This is a genomic window from Zoogloea sp. (assembly GCF_017302315.1).
GTDB lineage: Bacteria > Pseudomonadota > Gammaproteobacteria > Burkholderiales > Rhodocyclaceae > Zoogloea.
On record NZ_JAFLDT010000083.1, the window covers coordinates 1 to 17,257 of the forward strand.

Below are 17,257 nucleotides of genomic sequence, written 5' to 3' on the forward strand. Positions count from 1 at the left end.
GGCGCATGTGCGCAGCCTATCCCTGGGAAAGCCCGGGCGGCTGGCGCTTGCTGGGGCGCACGCCGATTCGCCTGTTCGATGCGGCCAATGCGCGGCGTCCGGCCTTGCTGGCACCGGGCGATCAGGTGGTCTGGGAAGCCATCGACCGGGCAACCTACGACGAGCTTGACCGCGAATGCGCGGCCGGCCAATTCGATCTGGCCCGACTGATGCGCGAAGGTGGAATCTGATGAGCGCCATCGTCGAAGTCGTCGAAGCGGGCATGGCGGTGACCATCCAGGACCGTGGCCGTTTTGGCTATCGCAATATTGGCGTGCCGGTTTCCGGTGCACTCGATCTCTGCCTGATGACCGCCGCCAATGCCATGCTCGGCAATGACCCCGATGCGGCGGTTCTCGAAGTCTGCCTGAGTGGGCCATCGCTCAAGGCACTGTCCGGTACCGTGCGCATTTCGCTGGCCGGCGAGTTGACTGCTCAGGTGGTCAATACCCGCGGCCGCGTGCTCAAGGTCTTGCCATGGCAGACCGCCACGTTATTCCCCGGCGATGTCGTGCGCATCGGTGGCGTAGCACGCGGCGTGGCCTATGTCGGCATCTCCGGTGGCTTCCAGGTGCCGACCCAGCTGGGCAGCCGGTCGACCTATCTGCGGGCGACAATCGGTGGTGTCGACGGGCGGGCACTGGCGGTTGGCGATCGCCTGAACTGCGATCCGCTGTGCGGGAATCCGTGGGTGGAAACCTGCGGCACATTGCACTGGCCGATCGAGCCGGGTCCGATCCGCGTGCTGGCCGGCCCTCAGGACGATCATTTCACACCCGAGGCGCTGGCTGCCTTTATCGGTAAGCCCTATCGCGTAACCCGCGACATGGACCGCATGGGCATCCGCCTCGACGGGGAGAAACTGACCCACAACGACCTCGGTGCGGAAATCGTCTCGGATGGCGTGGCACCGGGCGCGATCCAGGTTCCGGCCAACGGCCAGCCCATCGTGCTGATGGCCGATTGCCAGACCTCAGGCGGATATCCCAAGATCGCAACGGTCATCCGCGCCGATCTGGCGCGACTGGCGCATGTCCGGCCGGGAGACGAGGTGCACTTCGTCGCCGTCGATCATGCGCAGGCATCGGCGGCGTTGCGCGAGCAGGCCCAGCTGGTCGGCCGCTGGTGCGAGAGTCTCGGTACTTTCCGTCCGCCCGGCGTGGTCGACGAGGCCGCACTGTACGAAGGAAACCTGATCAGCGGCGCCATTCGTGGCGACGAACTGGCCTGGTATTCCGTATGAACGAACCATTTCCGGAGAGGGCAATGTCCAGGAAGATCAATCTCAATGCCGATCTCGGCGAAAGCTACGGCGCATGGACAATGGGCAACGATGCCGACATGCTGCCACTGGTTGGCTCGGCCAATCTGGCTTGCGGCTTCCATGGCGGCGACCCGCTGGTCATGCGCCAGACCCTGCAACTGGCCAAGCGCAATGGCGTCAGTGTCGGCGCCCATCCGTCCTACCCCGACCTGCAGGGCTTCGGGCGGCGCCGCATGGCCATGGCGCCGGATGAACTGGAGGCGGCCATCCTGTACCAGATCGCCGCGCTGGATGGCATGGCGCGGGTCGAAGGCCTGCGGGTGAGTCATGTCAAACCGCATGGTGCCCTGAACAACGCGGCCTGCGCCGACCGCACGCTGGCCGACACCATCGTGCGGGCCATCCGGGCTTACGATCCGGCCCTGATCCTGCTCGCCCCGGCGCTGTCCGAACTGTGCTCGGCCGGCCATGCTGTCGGACAGCCAGTGGTCGAGGAAGTCTTTGCCGACCGTGCCTACATGGATGACGGGCAACTGGTGCCCCGCAGTCGCCCGGATGCCATGGTTCATGGCGCCGAAGCCAGCTATGCCCATGTCCGACGCATGCTCGACGAGGGTGCCATCGTCAGTGTGAACGGCAAGCGGCTGCCTTGCCGGATCGGCAGCATCTGTGTTCATGGCGACGGGGCGGAGGCCGTGGCCACCGCACGTTATCTGCGCGAGCGCCTGGCGGCCGAGCACTGCACGCTGGTCGCCTTACCCGCGCTGTGCGACTGAGGGAGGGCGTGATGGCAAGCACTGAACTCTTCCCAGCAGCGGCAGAAGCCGACACCGGCGCCGAGACTGCATCCCTCGCCGGCAAGGCCGCGACGCCCCAAACAATAGCTGCGTCGGGCGAAAACGACCTGGACAGCGTCGCCGTGATGAGCAACAACTGATGGCGCAAGCTGCCGAAGGAGAGCGCCAGCACGCCTTGGCAGTCGCCTGCCTGGCGGAGGCCAGCGATCATCCAGCGCGTCGCGATCTGGCAAACGAGGTCCATGCCCGACCTTTTCTACGCATCGCCGCGCCGGCAAGAGTGACCCACCTGGCTGTACTCGGAGAGTCTGCTACTGGTCCGGCGCAACACCTTCAGCTAGCGACCGAGTTTTGCGCGGCCCTAGGCATATCGCCACCGATGCCAGGCGCACGTCACCTGGCGTACAGCGGAGATGGCTTTACGCTCAAATGGGAGCGCCATACCGAGTTTTCGACGTTTACCTTGGTCGGTTCCGGGCGGGTAGACGAACCCTTTGCGGACTGGATAGACGGGAACCAGCATCTGCCCGCAGGCTGGCGTACGCTGGTCGACGGAAAACGTCTGGTTGCCCTGCAGATCGAGGTATTGAAGGGAGAGCCGGCGCGGAAGGCCAGACGCGACCGCAGCCGCTGGTTTGGCGACAGCGGCCAGGTCGGTAGCCGCGTTCTCGGGGGCGGCGAAGTCTGGTGCGACTGGCAGATCGGCGACGACGGCTTCTCGCGCTTTCTGGTCCTCGACCTCGATTTTCGCGAGAACCAGGTGGGCCGGCTGGTGCAACGGCTGGCGGAAATCGAGACCTATCGGCTGATGGCCTTGCTCTCCCTGCCGGTAGCCCGTGAAATGCTCGGCCAGCTCGAGAATCTGGAAGCAAGGCTGAGCGAGGTGATACGCGGCATGGCGGCCGATCATAGTAGTGGCGGCGATGCCGATCGACTGCTGACGCTTACCGAACTGGCCGGACAGGTTGAAGCCCTGAGCACCGGGGTCAGCCGGTTCAGCGCCTCGCAGGCCTACGACCAGCTGGTGCTCTCCCGAATCCAGGAACTGCGCGAGGAACGCATCGAAGGGGCACCCACCATCGGCGAGTTCATGGAGCGTCGGCTGTCGCCGGCCATGGATACTTGTCGTTCCGTCCAGGCCCGCCAGGCTGCCCTCGCCGAACGCCTGTCGCGGGCCATCGACCTGCTGCGGACGCGGGTCGATATGGTCCAGGAACGTCAGATCACCGAACTGCTCAGCGGCATGCACAGCACCGCTTCCACGCAGCTCAAACTGCAACACGCCGTCGAGGGGCTCTCTGTCGTCGCCATTTCGTACTACGCGATCTCCCTGCTGTCGCACTTTCTGCGCGGTGCGGAAGACCTCGGGCTGCACGTCAATACGCCTCTGCTGGAGGTGTCGCTGGTGCCGGCCGTTCTGACGATATCCTTCCTGATGATTCGCGGCGTACGCAAGGGAATCGCCAGCGAACACTGCTGATCCGGCCTGTCCATCGATCGTCTATTTAAGGAATCATGACATGATGCTGCCAACCTATCGCGTTTCCACGCGCATTTACATTTTGATCGGGCTGGCGCTACTCGGCCTCATGGTCCTTTGTTTCACCGCGCTCTACCAATTGAGGGAAGGCATGCTTGCGGATCGGAAGGCCAAACTTCGCAATCTGGTGGAGGTGGCGGTTGGCATCGTGAGTCACCATCACAAGCTGGCCTTGGAGGGGAAAATGCCGGATGGCGAAGCGCGCTTGGTAGCCCGGGAGGCGCTACGCAATATCCGCTACGAAGGGAAGGAGTATATCTTCATTCACTCTTTTCATCCGCAGATGATTTACCTGCTTCTCCCACCCAAACCGGAATTGGAAGGGAGTGATTCCTCGGGGCTGAAGGATGTAAACGGCAAATACATCATTCGCGACCTGACCAAGGCAGCGCGCGAAGGAGGTGGGTATGTCGAGTATTGGTATCCCCGCCCCGGGCAGCAGCAAGCCGAACCCAAACTATCCTATGCGGCCCAGTTTGCCCCTTGGAACTGGGTCATAGGGACGGGTATCTACATCGACGACATCGATAGCGAGTATCGAAAAAATGCACTGCTGCTGGGGGGCGTGTCAGCTGGCTTACTGATACTGCTTGCATTGTGCGGCTGGCAGACATCATCCAGCATTCTTCTCCGTCTGGGGGGCGAACCGCAGGTGGCAACCGAAATCATGCAACGTGTGGCCGACGGCGACTTGACGGCGCGGATTGAAAATGTTCCGGCCAACAGCCTTCTCGGTGCCCTGGGAACCATGGTCGGCGCCCTGCGTGACATGGTCGGAGGCATCAATGGCGATGCCAATCGCGTGGTGGAAAATGCCGAAAAAATCGCATGTGCCTCCGGTGAGATCGCCAAGGCAGCCGAACTGCAAGCCGATTCGACTTCGGCCATGGCAGCAGCCATTGAGGAACTCACGGTGAGTTCCAGCCATATCTCGGACAGTGCTCGCGAGAGCGCCCGAGAAACCTCCGAGGCGGCGGAGCTCGCAGGGTGTGGTAGCGAGCGGGTCAATCAGGCTACAGCAGCGATTGAGAAGATATCCAAAACCGTCTCGGGCGCCTCCGGCAGAATTCATGCGCTGGAGGACCGTACCAAGCAGGTATCGACCATCGCTGGAGTGATCAAGGATATCGCCGGACAAACCAACCTGCTGGCGCTCAATGCCGCCATCGAGGCCGCCCGCGCCGGCGAACAGGGACGTGGCTTTGCGGTCGTGGCCGACGAAGTGCGCAAGCTAGCCGAGAGAACCGCCTGTGCGACGTTGGAAATCGAGCAAGTGATTGTTGGCATTCAGCAGGATACGGTCGGTGCCGTCGAGGCCATGAACACCGCGCTGCCCGAAGTCCATGAAGGGGTCCATCTTGCCTCGTTGGCCTCGGAGTCGCTGCTGGCGATCGAGGGTAGTGCTCGCAGAACCCTGCAACGCGTTGGCGAAGTCGCCGATGCCACCCGTGAGCAAAGCGCGGCCAGCACTGCCATCGCACAACGTGTCGAGCAGATTGCTAACATGGTCGAGGAAACGACGGAAACCATCCGTGGGACCGCCGCCTCCGCCCACGAACTGCAAAGCATTGCCACCAATCTGCGTCAGCTTGTAGGACGGTTCAAGACGGATAGCAATAGCTGACGGCGATGTCCAAGGGGGCTCAAAACGATAGGGGGCTAACCCCTCTTGTTTTTTGCAAGTTCGTCATCAACGTGCTGCAACCAAACGATAGAAACGCCCGCAGCTCTCGCCCTGCCGACAGGCGTCTCCAAGTTGCGCAGAACCCGGCCGGACTCCCAGACCGCAGAAAGGACGCCGACCTGCGCATCAATGACCAAGAGTGCGGATTTGGCTCCCACTGACGTCTCCTTGGGCTTCGCATCGGTGAATCGCAAGGCTGCCGACTTCCGAGAGCTGGAAGTGGCGGTTATCAATCCGTTCCTCAACACGCGAGAGTCACCTGCGAACGCGTTGCATGCGCCCCAGATCCCGCCCGGGCGTCATACCTCACGACCGAAGACGGCGAAGTGCGAAGGCGCCGAAGTGATCCTGCGGCCTTCAGTTGTCGGCATAGCTGTCGCTCCGTGAGCTCGAGGGATCGTGGTTGCGGCGGTCAACCCCGTGGTCCCCAGCGGCCTTCATTGCCATCAGCACCGATACCCAGCCCGCAGCCATTTTCCAGCGAAACAACTCATCGACCAGGCTGGCCACAAGGGACAGACCGGTGCCACCTGTCACATCGCCAAAGAATGAGAACTCAACGGCCGTTCCGAAATACTCGACGGTGAACATTGAAGGCTCTACGCGCTTCAGGATGCGACCCGCAAATGGCTCATAGTTGAGCATGTGAAAGGTGATGACGCCATCGACCTCCGGCGCCGACTCTGCCCAATAGGCGGCGCGGCCGCGGCAGGGCCATTTCACTTATCCGTCATCCGCACCCCCGTATACTCAAACAACATTCCACGACACTAAAACCCGTTCACACTCAACAGCTTGCGCAAGAGTTTTGTGAACCTCATCTAAAAGGCGTCTACTCTCGTCTTTTGGACAATGAGCATGGAAACGCCCGCACCGATGCCGTTGATGAGTTGCCTCTCCCTGGTCGACGACCCTCGCCGTGCCGGCTATGCGCGCCAGCATGATCTCCAGGAGATCCTGACGATGGCCGTCTGCGCGGTGCTGTGCGACATGAACACCTTCGAGGAAATCGCCTTCTGGGCCCAGAGCAAGGAGGCCTGGCTCAGGCGCTTTCTCAAACTCGAGGGCGGCATTCCGTCCCACGACACCTTCAACCGGGTGTTCCGCATCCTGAACCCCAAGTCCTTCGAGTCGGCCTTCCGTCGCTGGGTCGGCGGCCTGGTGCCCGCGGTGAGCACGGGCACGCTGGCGGTCGATGGCAAGACGATACGAGGCTCGGGCGATGGCGAGAACAGGCCGATCCACATGGTCAGCGCCTTCGCCACCGAATGTGGGCTGGTGCTGGGCCAGGAGAAGGTCAGTGACAAGAGCAACGAGATCTCCGCCATCCCCGAACTGCTCGACAACCTGCTGATCCGGGGCTATCTGGTCAGCATCGATGCAATGGGCTGCCAAAGCCAGATCGCCGCGAAGATCCTGGCTCAGAAGGCCGACTACCTGCTGGCCGTCAAAGGCAACCCGCCGTCCCTTCAAGTCACGCTCCAGGAGCGCTTCGGCCTCGCCCAGCGCGAGGCACTGCAGCAGGCCTGGCAATACGCCCGCTTCTCTGAGGAAGCCCATGGCCGCTTCGTGTGGCTGGAGTTCTGGGTGGCTGCCAACGCGGGCGAAGTGGATGTTGAACACTGGCCCGGATGCAAGATGCTGGGCATGGTCGACTCGCTGAGGAGGGTCGGCGACAAGGCCTCTGCGCCAGAACGGCGCTACTACATCGCGTCCCGAGCCATGCCGGCCATCGACTTTGCCAAAGCCGTCCGGGCGCACTGGGGCATTGAGAATGGCGTGCACTGGATGCTGCACGTCAATTTCCATGAAGACGCCGCCACCGTGCGCAAGGACTACGCCGCGGACAACCTTTCCCGGCTGAAGCGCATCGTTCTCAATCTGCTCAAGACCGAAACCGCCACCCAAGCCAAGTTTGGAAAGATCAGCATGCGCATGAAGCGCAAGCTCGCCGCCTGGGAGGATGGCTACAGGGAGGCGATGCTGGGCATCAGACTGGCGCATGACGGGTAAGTGCAATGGCCCTGCGTACGCACCTTAGCGGTGTCGAGTTCATTCGACCCCACGGTGCATGCACATGTCAACTTCCTCAGCGGGCGTTCACCACCGTCAGCGCAGTCATGTTGACGATGCGCCGCACCGTGGCGGTCGGGGTCAGGATGTGCACCGGGCGGGCTGCGCCGAGCAGGATGGGGCCTACCGTGAGGTTGTCGCCGGCCGCCACCTTGAGCAGGTTGAAGGCGATGTTGGCGGCGTCCAGGGTGGGCATCACCAGCAGGTTGGCCGCGCCTTTCAGGCGGCTTTCGGGAAAGGTGCGCAGGCGGATCTGTTCATCCAGCGCCGCGTCGCCGTGCATCTCCCCTTCCACCTCCAGCCCGGGGGCGCGCTCGCCAAGGCAAGCCAGCACCTCGCGCATCTTGAGGGCGGTGGGTGAGTCATCCGTGCCGAAGCTCGAATGGGACAGCAGCGCCACCTTGGGGGTGATGCCGAAGTTGCGGATCTCCTCGGCGGCGAGCAGGGTCATGTCCACCAGCTGGCTGGCGCTGGGATCGTAGTTGACGTAGGTGTCGCCGATGAAAACGGTGCGCTCGGGCAGCATCAGGAGGTTCATGGCGTAGTAGCGGTCCAGACCCTCACGGGTGCCGATGACGTTCTGCACGTGGCCCCGGTGGGCTTCGTGGCGGCCCAGGGTGCCACAGATCAGCCCGTCGGCGTGGCCCAGCCGCAGCATCAGCGCCCCAAGCAGCGTGGCCCGGCGCCGGACTTCGCGCTGGGCCAGCTCGGCCGACACGCCCTTGCGGGCCATCAGGCGGTGGTAGGTGCTCCACAGGGCCTCGTAGTGGGTGTCGAAGAAGACGCCGCTGCCGAGCTGGACCACCTCGAAGTCCACACCCTCGCGGATGCGCAGGCCGGCGGTGGCGATGCGCGCCGCGATCTCCGCCTGGCGCCCGATCAGGATGGGCCGGGCGATGCCCTCGTCACGCACCACCTGCACCGCGCGCAGCACCCGCTCATCCTCGCCTTCCGCAAAGACGATGCGCTTGGGCGCCAGGCGGGCCTGGGAGAACACCGGCTTCATGATCAGGCCGGAGTGGTACACAAACTCGTTGAGCCCCTGCAGATAGGCGTCCCAGTCGTGGATGGGCCGCGTCGCCGCGCCCGAGTCCATGCCGGCCCGGGCCACCGCCGGAGCGATCTTGACGATGAGGCGGGGATCGAACGGTTTGGGGATGAGGTAGTCCGGCCCGAAGCCGGCCACCTTTTCGCCATATGCGCTGGCCACCACCTCCGACTGCTCGGCCCGGGCCAGCCCGGCAATGGCCTTCACGGCGGCCATCTTCATCTCCTCGGTGATGGTGGTGGCGCCCACATCCAGCGCTCCCCGGAAGATGAATGGAAAGCACAGCACATTGTTGACCTGGTTGGGGTAGTCGGAGCGGCCGGTGCAGATGATGGCGTCGTCCCGCACGGCCTTGACCTCCTCGGGCAGGATTTCCGGGGTCGGGTTGGCCAGGGCCATGACCACCGGGCGGGCGGCCATGCGCGCCACCATGGCCGGCTTGAGCACGCCACCGGCCGACAGCCCCAGGAACACGTCGGCGCCCTCGATCACCTCGGCCAGGCTGCGGGCCCGGGTGGGCTTGGCGTAGCGGGCCTTGATGTCGTCCATGAGCCTGGTGCGCCCCTGGTACACCACGCCCTCGATGTCGGTCACCCAGATGTTGTCCACCGGGGCCCCCAGCATCACCAGCAGGTCGAGGCAGGCCAGGGCCGCGGCACCAGCGCCGGAGGTGACGATGCGGACCTCGCGCAGGTCCTTGCCCACCAAGTGTAGGGCATTGAGGATGGCCGCGCCCACCACGATGGCGGTGCCGTGCTGGTCGTCATGGAAGACCGGGATCTTCATGCGCTCGCGCAGCTTCTTCTCGATGTAGAAGCACTCCGGCGCCTTGATGTCCTCCAGGTTGATGCCGCCGAAGGTCGGCTCCAGGGAGACGATGGTGTCGATCAGCCGGTCCGGGTCGGCCTCGTCGATCTCGAGGTCGAACACGTCGATGTTGGCGAACTTCTTGAACAGCACGCCCTTGCCTTCCATCACCGGCTTGGCGGCCATCGGGCCGATGTTGCCTAGGCCCAGCACGGCCGTGCCGTTGGTGATGACGCCCACCAGGTTGGCCCGGGCGGTGAGCGTGTCGGCCTCGTGGGGATTGGCCACGATCTCATCGCAGGCGAAGGCCACGCCGGGCGAATAGGCAAGGGCCAGGTCGTACTGGTTGGTGAGCTGCTTGGTCGGTGCGACGGCGATCTTCCCCGGTCGGGGCTGGCGGTGATAGTAAAGCGCGGCGGCGCGCAACTGCTGGGCATCCATGTCGTGTCTCCGGTGCGTTCTGGACTGGCAGGCAATACCTCCCCCTGCCGACGCCTCAACGGGCCAGCACCACACGATGTATTTTCTGGAGCGGGATGGGGAGGTGCGGCGGCCGGCGGAACTGCCCGGCCACCGCTGGGAGCGGCTTACTTGATGAAACTGAGCTGCTTGTTGATCTTTTCCAGGATGGGCTTCTTCTTCTCGTTGAAGCCGGCCTTGTTCTGGGAGATCAGGTTGTTGCCATGGGTGTCGATGGAGATGATCAGCGGGCCAAACTCCTTGACCCGGTTGATCCACAGTGTCTCCGGCATGCCCAGGTCCTGCCATTCGGCGCCTTCGATCTCTTCCACCTGGGTGGCGGCCAGCACCGCGCAGCCCCCCGGGAAGATGGCATGCACCGCCGGGCCTTCCTGACAGCCGGCGGCCGTCTCGGGGCCCATGCCGCCCTTGCCGACGATGAGCTTGACGCCGGTCTGCTTGATGAACTCGCGCTCGAACTTCTCCATGCGCATGCTGGTGGTCGGGCCGATGGAGACCATCTCGAAGTTGCCGTCGTCCTTCTTACGGACGATCGGGCCGGCGTGAAAGATCGCGCCGCCTTCCAGATTCACCGGCAGCTCACGGCCCTGCTCGATCAGGCGGCGGTGGGCCACGTCACGGCAGGTGACGAGGCGGCCGGTGAGGTACACCACGTCGCCCACCTTGAGGTCTGCCAGGTCTTCGTCCTTGATGGGGGTCGTTAGAATTTTCTTCACAGCACCACTCCTTCGTGGGAAAGAATTTCGTAGGACATGTCGGCGTTGATGCGGATCTTGCCGCGGCGGTGGGCCCAGCAGCCGGTATTGACGGCCACGCCGATGGTGGAGGGGTGGCGGGCGGAGGACTCGATATTCACACCCATCACGCTGTTGTTGCCGGTGAGGCCTTGGGGGCCGATGCCGATCTCGTTGAGGCCCTGCTCCAGCAGCTCCTCCATCAGCGCCGCGCGGGGGTTGGCGCTCTTTGAATCCACCGGCCGCATGATGGCCAGCTTGGACAGGCGCGCGGCGGTCTCCACCGAGGTGGACACCCCCACCCCCACCAGCAGCGGCGGGCAGGCATTGACACCGCGCTCGGTGATCACGTCCATCACGAACTCGGCCACGCCTTCGTAGCCCTGGCCCGGCATCAACACCTTGGCCGCGCCCGGCAGGGTGCAGCCGCCGCCGGCCATGTACACGTCGATGGTGCAGGTGTCGGCGTCGGGCACGATGCGCCAGTCCAGCCAGGGGATGTTGGTGCCGGTGTTGGTGCCGGTGTTCTTCTCGTCAAAGGTCTCCACCGCGTTGTGGCGCAGGGGCCCCATGCGGGTGGCCTCGGCGGTGGCCTCCTTCAGGACTTCCTCCAGCTCGCCCAGCAGCGGAAAGCGGGCACCCGCCTCCACGAAGTACTGGATCACCCCGGTGTCCTGACAGCTCGGCCGGTTGAGCCTGTCGGCGGCCTCCTGGTTGCCGGCCATGGAGTCGTAGATCGACTTGGCCAGGGGGTTGGTTTCCATCGTGCGCAGGTCGGCCAGCTTGGCCTTCACGTCCTTGGGCAGACGCTTGCCGATGTAGGCGGTGAATCTCGCCATGGTGTCCGTCAGGGACTGAACAGCGGCTTCCTTGTCCATGTTGTGCTCCTCTCAGAATCTGTTGGTATGGGGTTGGGCTTGGTTTCAATGGGCCGTGGCTTCGGCGGGGACCGCCTGCGGCTTCTGGGTACGAGCCAGCATCAGGGTGAGGACCGCCGACAGCACCAGCAGACCGGCGACGAAGTACAGGCCGCCGGCAAAGCTGCCGGTCTGATCCTTGACCCAGCCGATCATGGCCGGGCCGGCAAAACCACCCAGGTTGCCGATGGAATTGATGGTGGCGATGCCGGTGGCCGCCGCGGCGCCAGACAGAAACATGGTAGGCATGCTCCACAGGGGCGGCTTGGCGCAGCTGATGCCCACATTTACCAGGGTCAGGGCGGCGATGAGGCCCACCACGCTGTTGGCGCTGGCCGCCACCACCAGGCCGACGGCCGCGGCCACACAGGCCAGCACCACGTGCCAGGTCCTCTCGCCGCTGCGGTCGGAGTGACGGGACCACAGCACCATGGCCACCACCGAGACGATCGGCGGAATGGCGTTGAGGAAGCCCACGGTCATGGACGAGACGCCCAGCTGCTTGATGATCTGCGGGGCCCAGATGCCCAGGGTGTACAGGCCGGCGGAGGTGCCGAAGTAGATCATCGCCAGCGCCAGCACCCGGGGGTTGGCCATACCGCTCAGGATGCCGTGCTTGGCACCACTCGACTTGCTGGCGTTCTCCGCGTTCATGGCATTGACCAGCCAGTTGCGCTCGTCATCCTTGAGCCACTTGGCCTGCTCGGGCCTGTCGGTCATGTAGAAGAACACCACCACGCCGAGGATCAGCGCCGGGATCGCCTCGAGGATGAACATCCACTGCCAGCCGCGCAGCCCCATCACACCGCTCATTTCCAGCAGTGCCGCCGAGATGGGCGAGCCCAGGGCGGTGGAGATAGGCGCCGCAGCCATGAACAGGGCCGTCACGCCGGCCCGGTGGCGCGCCGGAAACCAGTAGCTGAGATACAGGATGATGCCGGGGAAGAAGCCCGCCTCGGCGGCCCCCAGCAGGAAGCGCATGATGTAGAAGCTGGTGGCCCCCTCCACGAAGGCCATGGCGCCGGAGATGATCCCCCAGGTCACCATGACCCGGGCGATCCACAGACGCGCCCCGACCTTGTGCAGGATGATGTTGGAGGGCACCTCGAACATGAAGTAGCCCCAGAAGAAGATGCCCGCCCCGAAGCCCAGGATGGACGCCGTGAAGCCCAGATCTTCCTTCATGGTCAGCGCGGCGAAGCCGATGTTGACCCGGTCCAGGTAGGCGATGAAGTACAGCAGCATGATGAACGGCACGATGCGCCAGGTGATCCGGCGCAGGGTGCGTTTCTCTAGATCCATTTCCATTCGGAGTCTCCTCTTGTAGTGACGATGACCAGTCCAGCGCGGGGTCCTTGCCGTCTTCTGCGGCTCTCTTGCCTGCCACGGGCTCGTGCCCGGGAAGGCCGCTGTTCTCTGCTGGGTGACGCGTGAAGAGGAGGTTAAAACCTTGGTAAATAATATGAATCGAGATAAAGTTAATTAATCATTGCAAAAAACTTACGAATGAACGCGGACACCGAACTCGGCTTCTTCTGCCTGCTGGTCAAACAGGGCAGCCTCGCCGCCACCGCCCGGGAGCTCAACCTCACCCCCCCGGCCGTCTCCCGGCGCCTGGCCCAGCTCGAGGAACGTCTGGGGGTGCGCCTGCTCAACCGCAGCACCCGGCGCATCAGCCTCACCGGCGAGGGCGAGGTGTACTTTGACAACGCCCTGCGCATCCTCAGCGACATCGAAGAGATGGAGCGCCTGGTGTGCAGCAGCCGGGCGGCCCCCAAAGGCCTGCTGCGGGTCAATGCCCCCCTGGGCTTCGGGCGCTCCTACATCGGCCCGGCCATCTCGGCCTTCTCCCAGCGTTACCCCGACGTGGAGGTGCAGCTACACCTCACCGACCGCCCCATCGGCCTGCCCGACGAAGCCATCGACGTGTCGATCCGCTTCGGCGAGCTGCCCGACTCCCGCCTCATCGCCAAGAAGATCGCCACCAACCGGCGCCTGCTGGTGGCCTCACCGGCCTATCTGCGTGCCGCCGGCACCCCCGCCTACCCCCACGATCTGGTCCAGCACCAGTGCATCGTGCTGCGCCAGAACGAGACCGCCTACGGCAACTGGCGGCTGGCCCGCGGCAAGCAGACCGAGACCGTCAAGGTGCGCGGCAAGCTCAGCACCAACGATGGGGAAGTGGCCCTCAACTGGGCCCTGGATGGTCACGGCATCCTGATGCGCGCCGAATGGGACGTGGCCAAGTATTTGCGCAGCGGGCGCCTGGCACAGGTACTGGCCGACTACGACACCCCGCCGGCTGACATCTACGCCGTCTATCTTGAGCGCCTCAACCTCTCCGCCAAGGTCGCCTGCTTCGTCGGCCACCTGCGCGACTACCTCAGCCACCACACCGACGGCCCCAGCCAGGACAAGTCGAACTGGTAGCTGCCCCGCGGCTCAAGCCCCGTCGTTCATCCCCGTCCGCTCGAACCAGTCCTCCAGAAACTCCACGCACACCTTGACCTTGGCGGACACCGACAGGCGGGAGGGGTACACCGCCCACACGTCGGCCTGCTGGTAATAGGCGGGGAGGACGGGCACGAGCAGGCCGGCTTCGATCTCGCGGGAGACGTCCCAGGTGGAGCGCAGGATGATGCCGTGGCCGTCGATGGCCCACTGGCGGACGATCTCGCCGTTGTTGGCCGACAGGGGCCCGCTCACCTTGATGGCGATGCGCCCCTCTGGTCCTTCCAGCTCCCAGCGCCCGAAATCCTGGTCGCGCTCGCGGATGGGGATGCAACGGTGGGTCATGAGCTCATCCAGGGAGCACGGCGCACCGGAACGCGCCAGGTAGGCGGGTGAGGCGCACAGCACTCGCCGGTTGCGGGCGATGCGGCGCTTGATGACGTTGCCCTCCCGGACATGCCCGAGGCGGATGTCGAGCTGGAAGCCCTCCTCCACCAGATCCACCAGCCGGTCGAACAGTTCCACCTGGATCTCCAGCTGCGGATGGCGCCAGGCGAGGGCCGACAAGGCCGGGGCCAGGCGGCTGCGGCCAAAGCCGGTGCTGCTGCAAATGCGCAGGAGCCCGCTCGGCGCAGCCTTCTCGCGGGAGATGGCCTCGCCCATCAGGTCCACGTCCTCGAGAATCCGCTGGGCCCAATGGTGCACGATCTCGCCCTGAGCCGTGAGGGACACGTTGCGGGTGGTCCGGTGGAACAGCCGCTCGTGCACGGCGGCTTCGAGTATGGCAATGCGCTTGCTCACCACGGCCTTCGAGACGCCCAGCTCCCGGGCGGTTTCAGCGAAGCTGCGGTGGCGGGCCACGACACAGAAGAGACGCAGGTCATCAAGTTCAGGGTTTGTGTTCACGTTTCGTATTCGCAGGATTCACATTTCGAAGAATTGTAATTATTTCTGTGACCTCTAAGCTAGCCGGACCTCAACTTCGTCCGTGGCAAGGAGCCCTCCATGAAACACCGCATCGCAGTCATCGCCGGCGACGGCATCGGTCGGGAGGTCATGCCCGAGGGCCTTCGCGTGCTCGAGGTGGCCATGGACAGGTTTGGCCTCGAACTGGAGTTCGTCACCTTCGACTGGGCCCACTGCGACTACTACCTGGCCAACGGCAAGATGATGCCGGACGACTGGTTTGCCCAGCTCAAGGGCTTTGACGCTATCTACTTCGGCGCTGCCGGCTGGCCGGCCACAGTGCCCGACCACATCTCCCTGTGGGGCTCGCTGATCAAGTTCCGGCGCGATTTCGACCAGTACGTGAACCTGCGCCCAGTGCGCCTGATGCCGGGCGTGCCCTGCCCCCTGGCCAACCGTAAGGTGGGCGACATCGACTTCTACGTGGTGCGGGAAAACACCGAGGGGGAATACTCGTCGGTGGGCGGCCGCCTGTTTGAGGGCACCGAGCGGGAGACGGTGATCCAGGAGTCGATCTTCACCCGCAAAGGCGTGGACCGCATCCTCAAGTTCGCCTTCGACCTGGCCCGGTCGCGCCACAAAAAGCACCTCACCTCGGCCACCAAGTCCAATGGCATCGCCATCAGCATGCCCTACTGGGACGAGCGGGTGGAGCACATGGCCGGCGACTACCCCGAAGTGCGCTGGGACAAGTACCACATAGACATCCTCACAGCCCGCTTCGTGCTCAGCCCCGAGCGCTTCGACGTGGTGGTGGCCTCCAACCTGTTCGGCGACATCCTCTCCGACCTGGGGCCGGCCTGCACCGGCACCATCGGCATCGCCCCGTCGGCCAACCTCAACCCCGAGCGCAACTTCCCGTCCCTGTTCGAGCCGGTGCATGGCTCGGCTCCGGACATCTACGGCCAGGGCATCGCCAACCCCATCGCCATGATCTGGTCGGGGGCCATGATGCTCGACTTCCTCGGCAACGGTGACGCCCGCTACAAGGCCGCCCACGATGCCATGATGCGGGCCATCGAGCAGGTGCTGGTGAACGGCCCGCGCACGCCGGACATCGGCGGCAGCGCCAGCACCGCCGAAGCAGGCCAGGCCGTCGCCGCGGCCCTGGCGGGCTTGCCCGCGCCCTGACACCTCCCGCCCCTCCGGATAGACAAGCCGCCCATGCACGCCCTCGCGATCACCGAGCCTCTCTCCGTCCTCACGCTGGGCGCGGCCCTGGGCTTCTTCGGTGGCCTATTCGGCATCGGCGGCGGCATCATCGCCATCCCCTTCCTGGCCCTGGCCTTCGGCATGGAGCAAGCCCTGGCCCAGGGCACCTCCCTGGCCATGATGGTGCCCATCCTGATCGTCGGCTGGTGGCGCTACACCCGCCGGCACCCGGTGGCCCTGGGCACCGCCCTGCCCCTCGCCGTGCTGGCCTCGGCCGCCACCTATGGCGTGGCCCAGGTGGCAACGGGGCTGGATTCCGGGCTGCTGCGCAGCCTGTTCAGCGTCTTCCTGATCCTGATCGCCCTGCGCATGCTCGCCGGCAGCCGCAAGGCCGGCAGCGCCGACGGAGCCGGGTATTTCAATCGCAAATGGCTGCCCCTGGTGGGCATTCCGGGGGGTGCCTGCATGGGGCTGCTCGGCGTGGGCGGCGGGCTGCTGGCCACCCCCATCTTCACCCAGGCCTTCGGCCAGCGTCAGACAGTGGCCCAGAGCCTGTCCCTGGTCCTCGTCACCCCGTGTTCGGCGGTGGCCCTGCTCACCTACGGCCGCGCCCACCAGGTGGACTGGTCGATTGGCCTGCCCATGGCCATCGGCGGCCTGCTCACCGTGTCCACCGGCGTCGCGGTGGCCCACCGCCTGCCGGAGCGCAGCATGCGCCTGGCCTTCGCCTGGATGATCCTGGCCACCGCCCTGTGGATGCTGCTCAAGCCGCTGATCTTGTAGGTGCGACCTGTAGGGGCGACTTCAGTCGCCCATCCACGCGTCGATCACAGCCAGACCGTTGATCAAAGTCCGCGGGCGACTGAAGTCGCCCCCCACGACTCCCCGAAGTCCCTGCAACTGTGGATGCGACCGAGGGCGCCCAAAGGCGCGGTTTGCATCTGGCTAAGGGAGGGCAACGGAAGAAATCAGGTTCATTTGACCTCCCCGCGCCAACCTCCGCCCGCATTCTTCGCCAGCAGCACCGCCACCACCAGACGCCGGGCGGCCAGGTCGTCTTCCACTTACTGGAAGACCGATGTCAAGTTTGCAGCGCGACGCTGCGATTGATGCGTTCAGGATTGGCTGGAGAGGTGTTTGATTTGTTCGTCAGTCCGAACTGTGCCGCCTAGCCGAAGTGAATCGCCCCGGGTTTCGCGGAGGCTCCCACTCTTGAGAAGATGGAGCCATGAAGAAGACAACGAAATACGCCCCGGAAGTGCGCGAGCGTTCAGTGCGGATGGTGTTCGAGCAGCGCAGCGAGCA

Annotated in this window: 16 protein-coding genes; 10 read left to right on the forward strand and 6 right to left on the reverse strand. The window is 64.6% G+C overall.

The features are described 5' to 3' along the window. The 6 genes from J0L98_RS18080 to J0L98_RS18105 form a co-directional block, all read left to right on the forward strand. Window positions 1-230 (forward strand): carboxyltransferase domain-containing protein (locus J0L98_RS18080; RefSeq protein WP_296413287.1); only part of this gene is annotated, 230 nt, incomplete at its 5' end. After that, on the forward strand, window positions 230-1,282 hold the full coding sequence (locus tag J0L98_RS18085; protein WP_296413289.1) for a biotin-dependent carboxyltransferase family protein: 1,053 nt from the start codon (window positions 230-232) through the stop codon (window positions 1,280-1,282). The genes J0L98_RS18080 and J0L98_RS18085, both read left to right, overlap by 1 nt. Before the next feature lie 23 nt (window positions 1,283-1,305). After that, on the forward strand, window positions 1,306-2,079 hold the full coding sequence (locus J0L98_RS18090; protein ID WP_296413291.1) for a 5-oxoprolinase subunit PxpA: 774 nt from the start codon (window positions 1,306-1,308) through the stop codon (window positions 2,077-2,079). An 11-nt stretch (window positions 2,080-2,090) separates the two neighbouring features. Next, on the forward strand, window positions 2,091-2,240 hold the full coding sequence (locus tag J0L98_RS18095) for a hypothetical protein (RefSeq protein WP_296413292.1): 150 nt from the start codon (window positions 2,091-2,093) through the stop codon (window positions 2,238-2,240). Continuing rightward, window positions 2,240-3,580 (forward strand): DUF3422 domain-containing protein, encoded by a 1,341-nt coding sequence (locus tag J0L98_RS18100; protein ID WP_296413293.1) that lies wholly within the window; start codon window positions 2,240-2,242, stop codon window positions 3,578-3,580. The genes J0L98_RS18095 and J0L98_RS18100 overlap by 1 nt, the downstream gene beginning before the upstream one ends. Before the next feature lie 40 nt (window positions 3,581-3,620). Then, a complete protein-coding gene (locus tag J0L98_RS18105; RefSeq protein ID WP_296413294.1) occupies window positions 3,621-5,264 on the forward strand; it encodes a methyl-accepting chemotaxis protein in 1,644 nt (547 codons plus the stop codon). A gap of 417 nt (window positions 5,265-5,681) precedes the next feature. Here J0L98_RS18105 and J0L98_RS18110 read toward each other — a convergent pair whose 3' ends face one another. After that, complete coding sequence (locus tag J0L98_RS18110; protein ID WP_296413295.1) at window positions 5,682-6,047, reverse strand: hypothetical protein; 366 nt, start codon at window positions 6,045-6,047, stop codon at window positions 5,682-5,684. A 162-nt stretch (window positions 6,048-6,209) separates the two neighbouring features. Here J0L98_RS18110 and J0L98_RS18115 point away from each other — a divergent pair, with 162 nt between their 5' ends. Continuing rightward, the gene (locus J0L98_RS18115; RefSeq protein ID WP_296413306.1) at window positions 6,210-7,337 is read left to right on the forward strand and encodes an ISAs1 family transposase; all 1,128 of its coding nucleotides are present in this window, start codon (window positions 6,210-6,212) and stop codon (window positions 7,335-7,337) included. Between the two features lie 76 nt (window positions 7,338-7,413). Here J0L98_RS18115 and J0L98_RS18120 read toward each other — a convergent pair whose 3' ends face one another. The 4 genes from J0L98_RS18120 to J0L98_RS18135 form a co-directional block, all read right to left on the reverse strand. After that, window positions 7,414-9,693 (reverse strand): NADP-dependent malic enzyme, encoded by a 2,280-nt coding sequence (locus J0L98_RS18120; RefSeq protein WP_296413296.1) that lies wholly within the window; start codon window positions 9,691-9,693, stop codon window positions 7,414-7,416. A gap of 146 nt (window positions 9,694-9,839) precedes the next feature. Then, a complete protein-coding gene (ttdB, locus tag J0L98_RS18125; protein ID WP_296413297.1) occupies window positions 9,840-10,448 on the reverse strand; it encodes a L(+)-tartrate dehydratase subunit beta in 609 nt (202 codons plus the stop codon). Beyond that, a complete protein-coding gene (gene ttdA / locus J0L98_RS18130; protein ID WP_296413299.1) occupies window positions 10,445-11,344 on the reverse strand; it encodes a L(+)-tartrate dehydratase subunit alpha in 900 nt (299 codons plus the stop codon). Before ttdA ends, ttdB begins: the two co-directional genes overlap by 4 nt. A 45-nt stretch (window positions 11,345-11,389) precedes the next feature. Further along, window positions 11,390-12,691, reverse strand: coding sequence for an MFS transporter (locus J0L98_RS18135; protein WP_296413301.1), 1,302 nt, complete (start codon window positions 12,689-12,691; stop codon window positions 11,390-11,392). 198 nt (window positions 12,692-12,889) lie between these two features. Here J0L98_RS18135 and J0L98_RS18140 point away from each other — a divergent pair, with 198 nt between their 5' ends. Beyond that, window positions 12,890-13,813 carry a LysR family transcriptional regulator gene (locus J0L98_RS18140; protein ID WP_296413302.1) on the forward strand — a complete coding sequence of 308 codons (924 nt, stop codon included), beginning with the start codon at window positions 12,890-12,892 and terminating at the stop codon, window positions 13,811-13,813. 12 nt (window positions 13,814-13,825) lie between these two features. Here J0L98_RS18140 and J0L98_RS18145 read toward each other — a convergent pair whose 3' ends face one another. Beyond that, window positions 13,826-14,740, reverse strand: coding sequence for a LysR family transcriptional regulator (locus J0L98_RS18145; protein WP_296413303.1), 915 nt, complete (start codon window positions 14,738-14,740; stop codon window positions 13,826-13,828). Between the two features lie 99 nt (window positions 14,741-14,839). On the opposite strand from J0L98_RS18145, the gene J0L98_RS18150 reads away from it, so the two are divergent. After that, window positions 14,840-15,931 (forward strand): tartrate dehydrogenase, encoded by a 1,092-nt coding sequence (locus J0L98_RS18150; protein ID WP_296413304.1) that lies wholly within the window; start codon window positions 14,840-14,842, stop codon window positions 15,929-15,931. A 33-nt stretch (window positions 15,932-15,964) separates the two neighbouring features. Then, window positions 15,965-16,735 carry a sulfite exporter TauE/SafE family protein gene (locus J0L98_RS18155; RefSeq protein WP_296413305.1) on the forward strand — a complete coding sequence of 257 codons (771 nt, stop codon included), beginning with the start codon at window positions 15,965-15,967 and terminating at the stop codon, window positions 16,733-16,735. Window positions 16,736-17,257 lie beyond the last annotated feature (522 nt).

What these genes read in the sequence shown, in the direction of transcription:
- J0L98_RS18155 (WP_296413305.1), top strand. Translation starts at nt 15,965, where the DNA reads ATGCACGCCCTCGCGATCACCGAGCCTCTCTCCGTCCTCACGCTGGGC.
- ttdA (WP_296413299.1), bottom strand. Translation starts at nt 11,344, where the DNA reads ATGGACAAGGAAGCCGCTGTTCAGTCCCTGACGGACACCATGGCGAGA.
- J0L98_RS18095 (WP_296413292.1), top strand. Translation starts at nt 2,091, where the DNA reads ATGGCAAGCACTGAACTCTTCCCAGCAGCGGCAGAAGCCGACACCGGC.
- J0L98_RS18140 (WP_296413302.1), top strand. Translation starts at nt 12,890, where the DNA reads ATGAACGCGGACACCGAACTCGGCTTCTTCTGCCTGCTGGTCAAACAG.
- J0L98_RS18120 (WP_296413296.1), bottom strand. Translation starts at nt 9,693, where the DNA reads ATGGATGCCCAGCAGTTGCGCGCCGCCGCGCTTTACTATCACCGCCAG.
- J0L98_RS18135 (WP_296413301.1), bottom strand. Translation starts at nt 12,691, where the DNA reads ATGGAAATGGATCTAGAGAAACGCACCCTGCGCCGGATCACCTGGCGC.
- J0L98_RS18100 (WP_296413293.1), top strand. Translation starts at nt 2,240, where the DNA reads ATGGCGCAAGCTGCCGAAGGAGAGCGCCAGCACGCCTTGGCAGTCGCC.
- J0L98_RS18085 (WP_296413289.1), top strand. Translation starts at nt 230, where the DNA reads ATGAGCGCCATCGTCGAAGTCGTCGAAGCGGGCATGGCGGTGACCATC.
- J0L98_RS18090 (WP_296413291.1), top strand. Translation starts at nt 1,306, where the DNA reads ATGTCCAGGAAGATCAATCTCAATGCCGATCTCGGCGAAAGCTACGGC.
- J0L98_RS18105 (WP_296413294.1), top strand. Translation starts at nt 3,621, where the DNA reads ATGATGCTGCCAACCTATCGCGTTTCCACGCGCATTTACATTTTGATC.
- J0L98_RS18115 (WP_296413306.1), top strand. Translation starts at nt 6,210, where the DNA reads ATGAGTTGCCTCTCCCTGGTCGACGACCCTCGCCGTGCCGGCTATGCG.
- J0L98_RS18150 (WP_296413304.1), top strand. Translation starts at nt 14,840, where the DNA reads ATGAAACACCGCATCGCAGTCATCGCCGGCGACGGCATCGGTCGGGAG.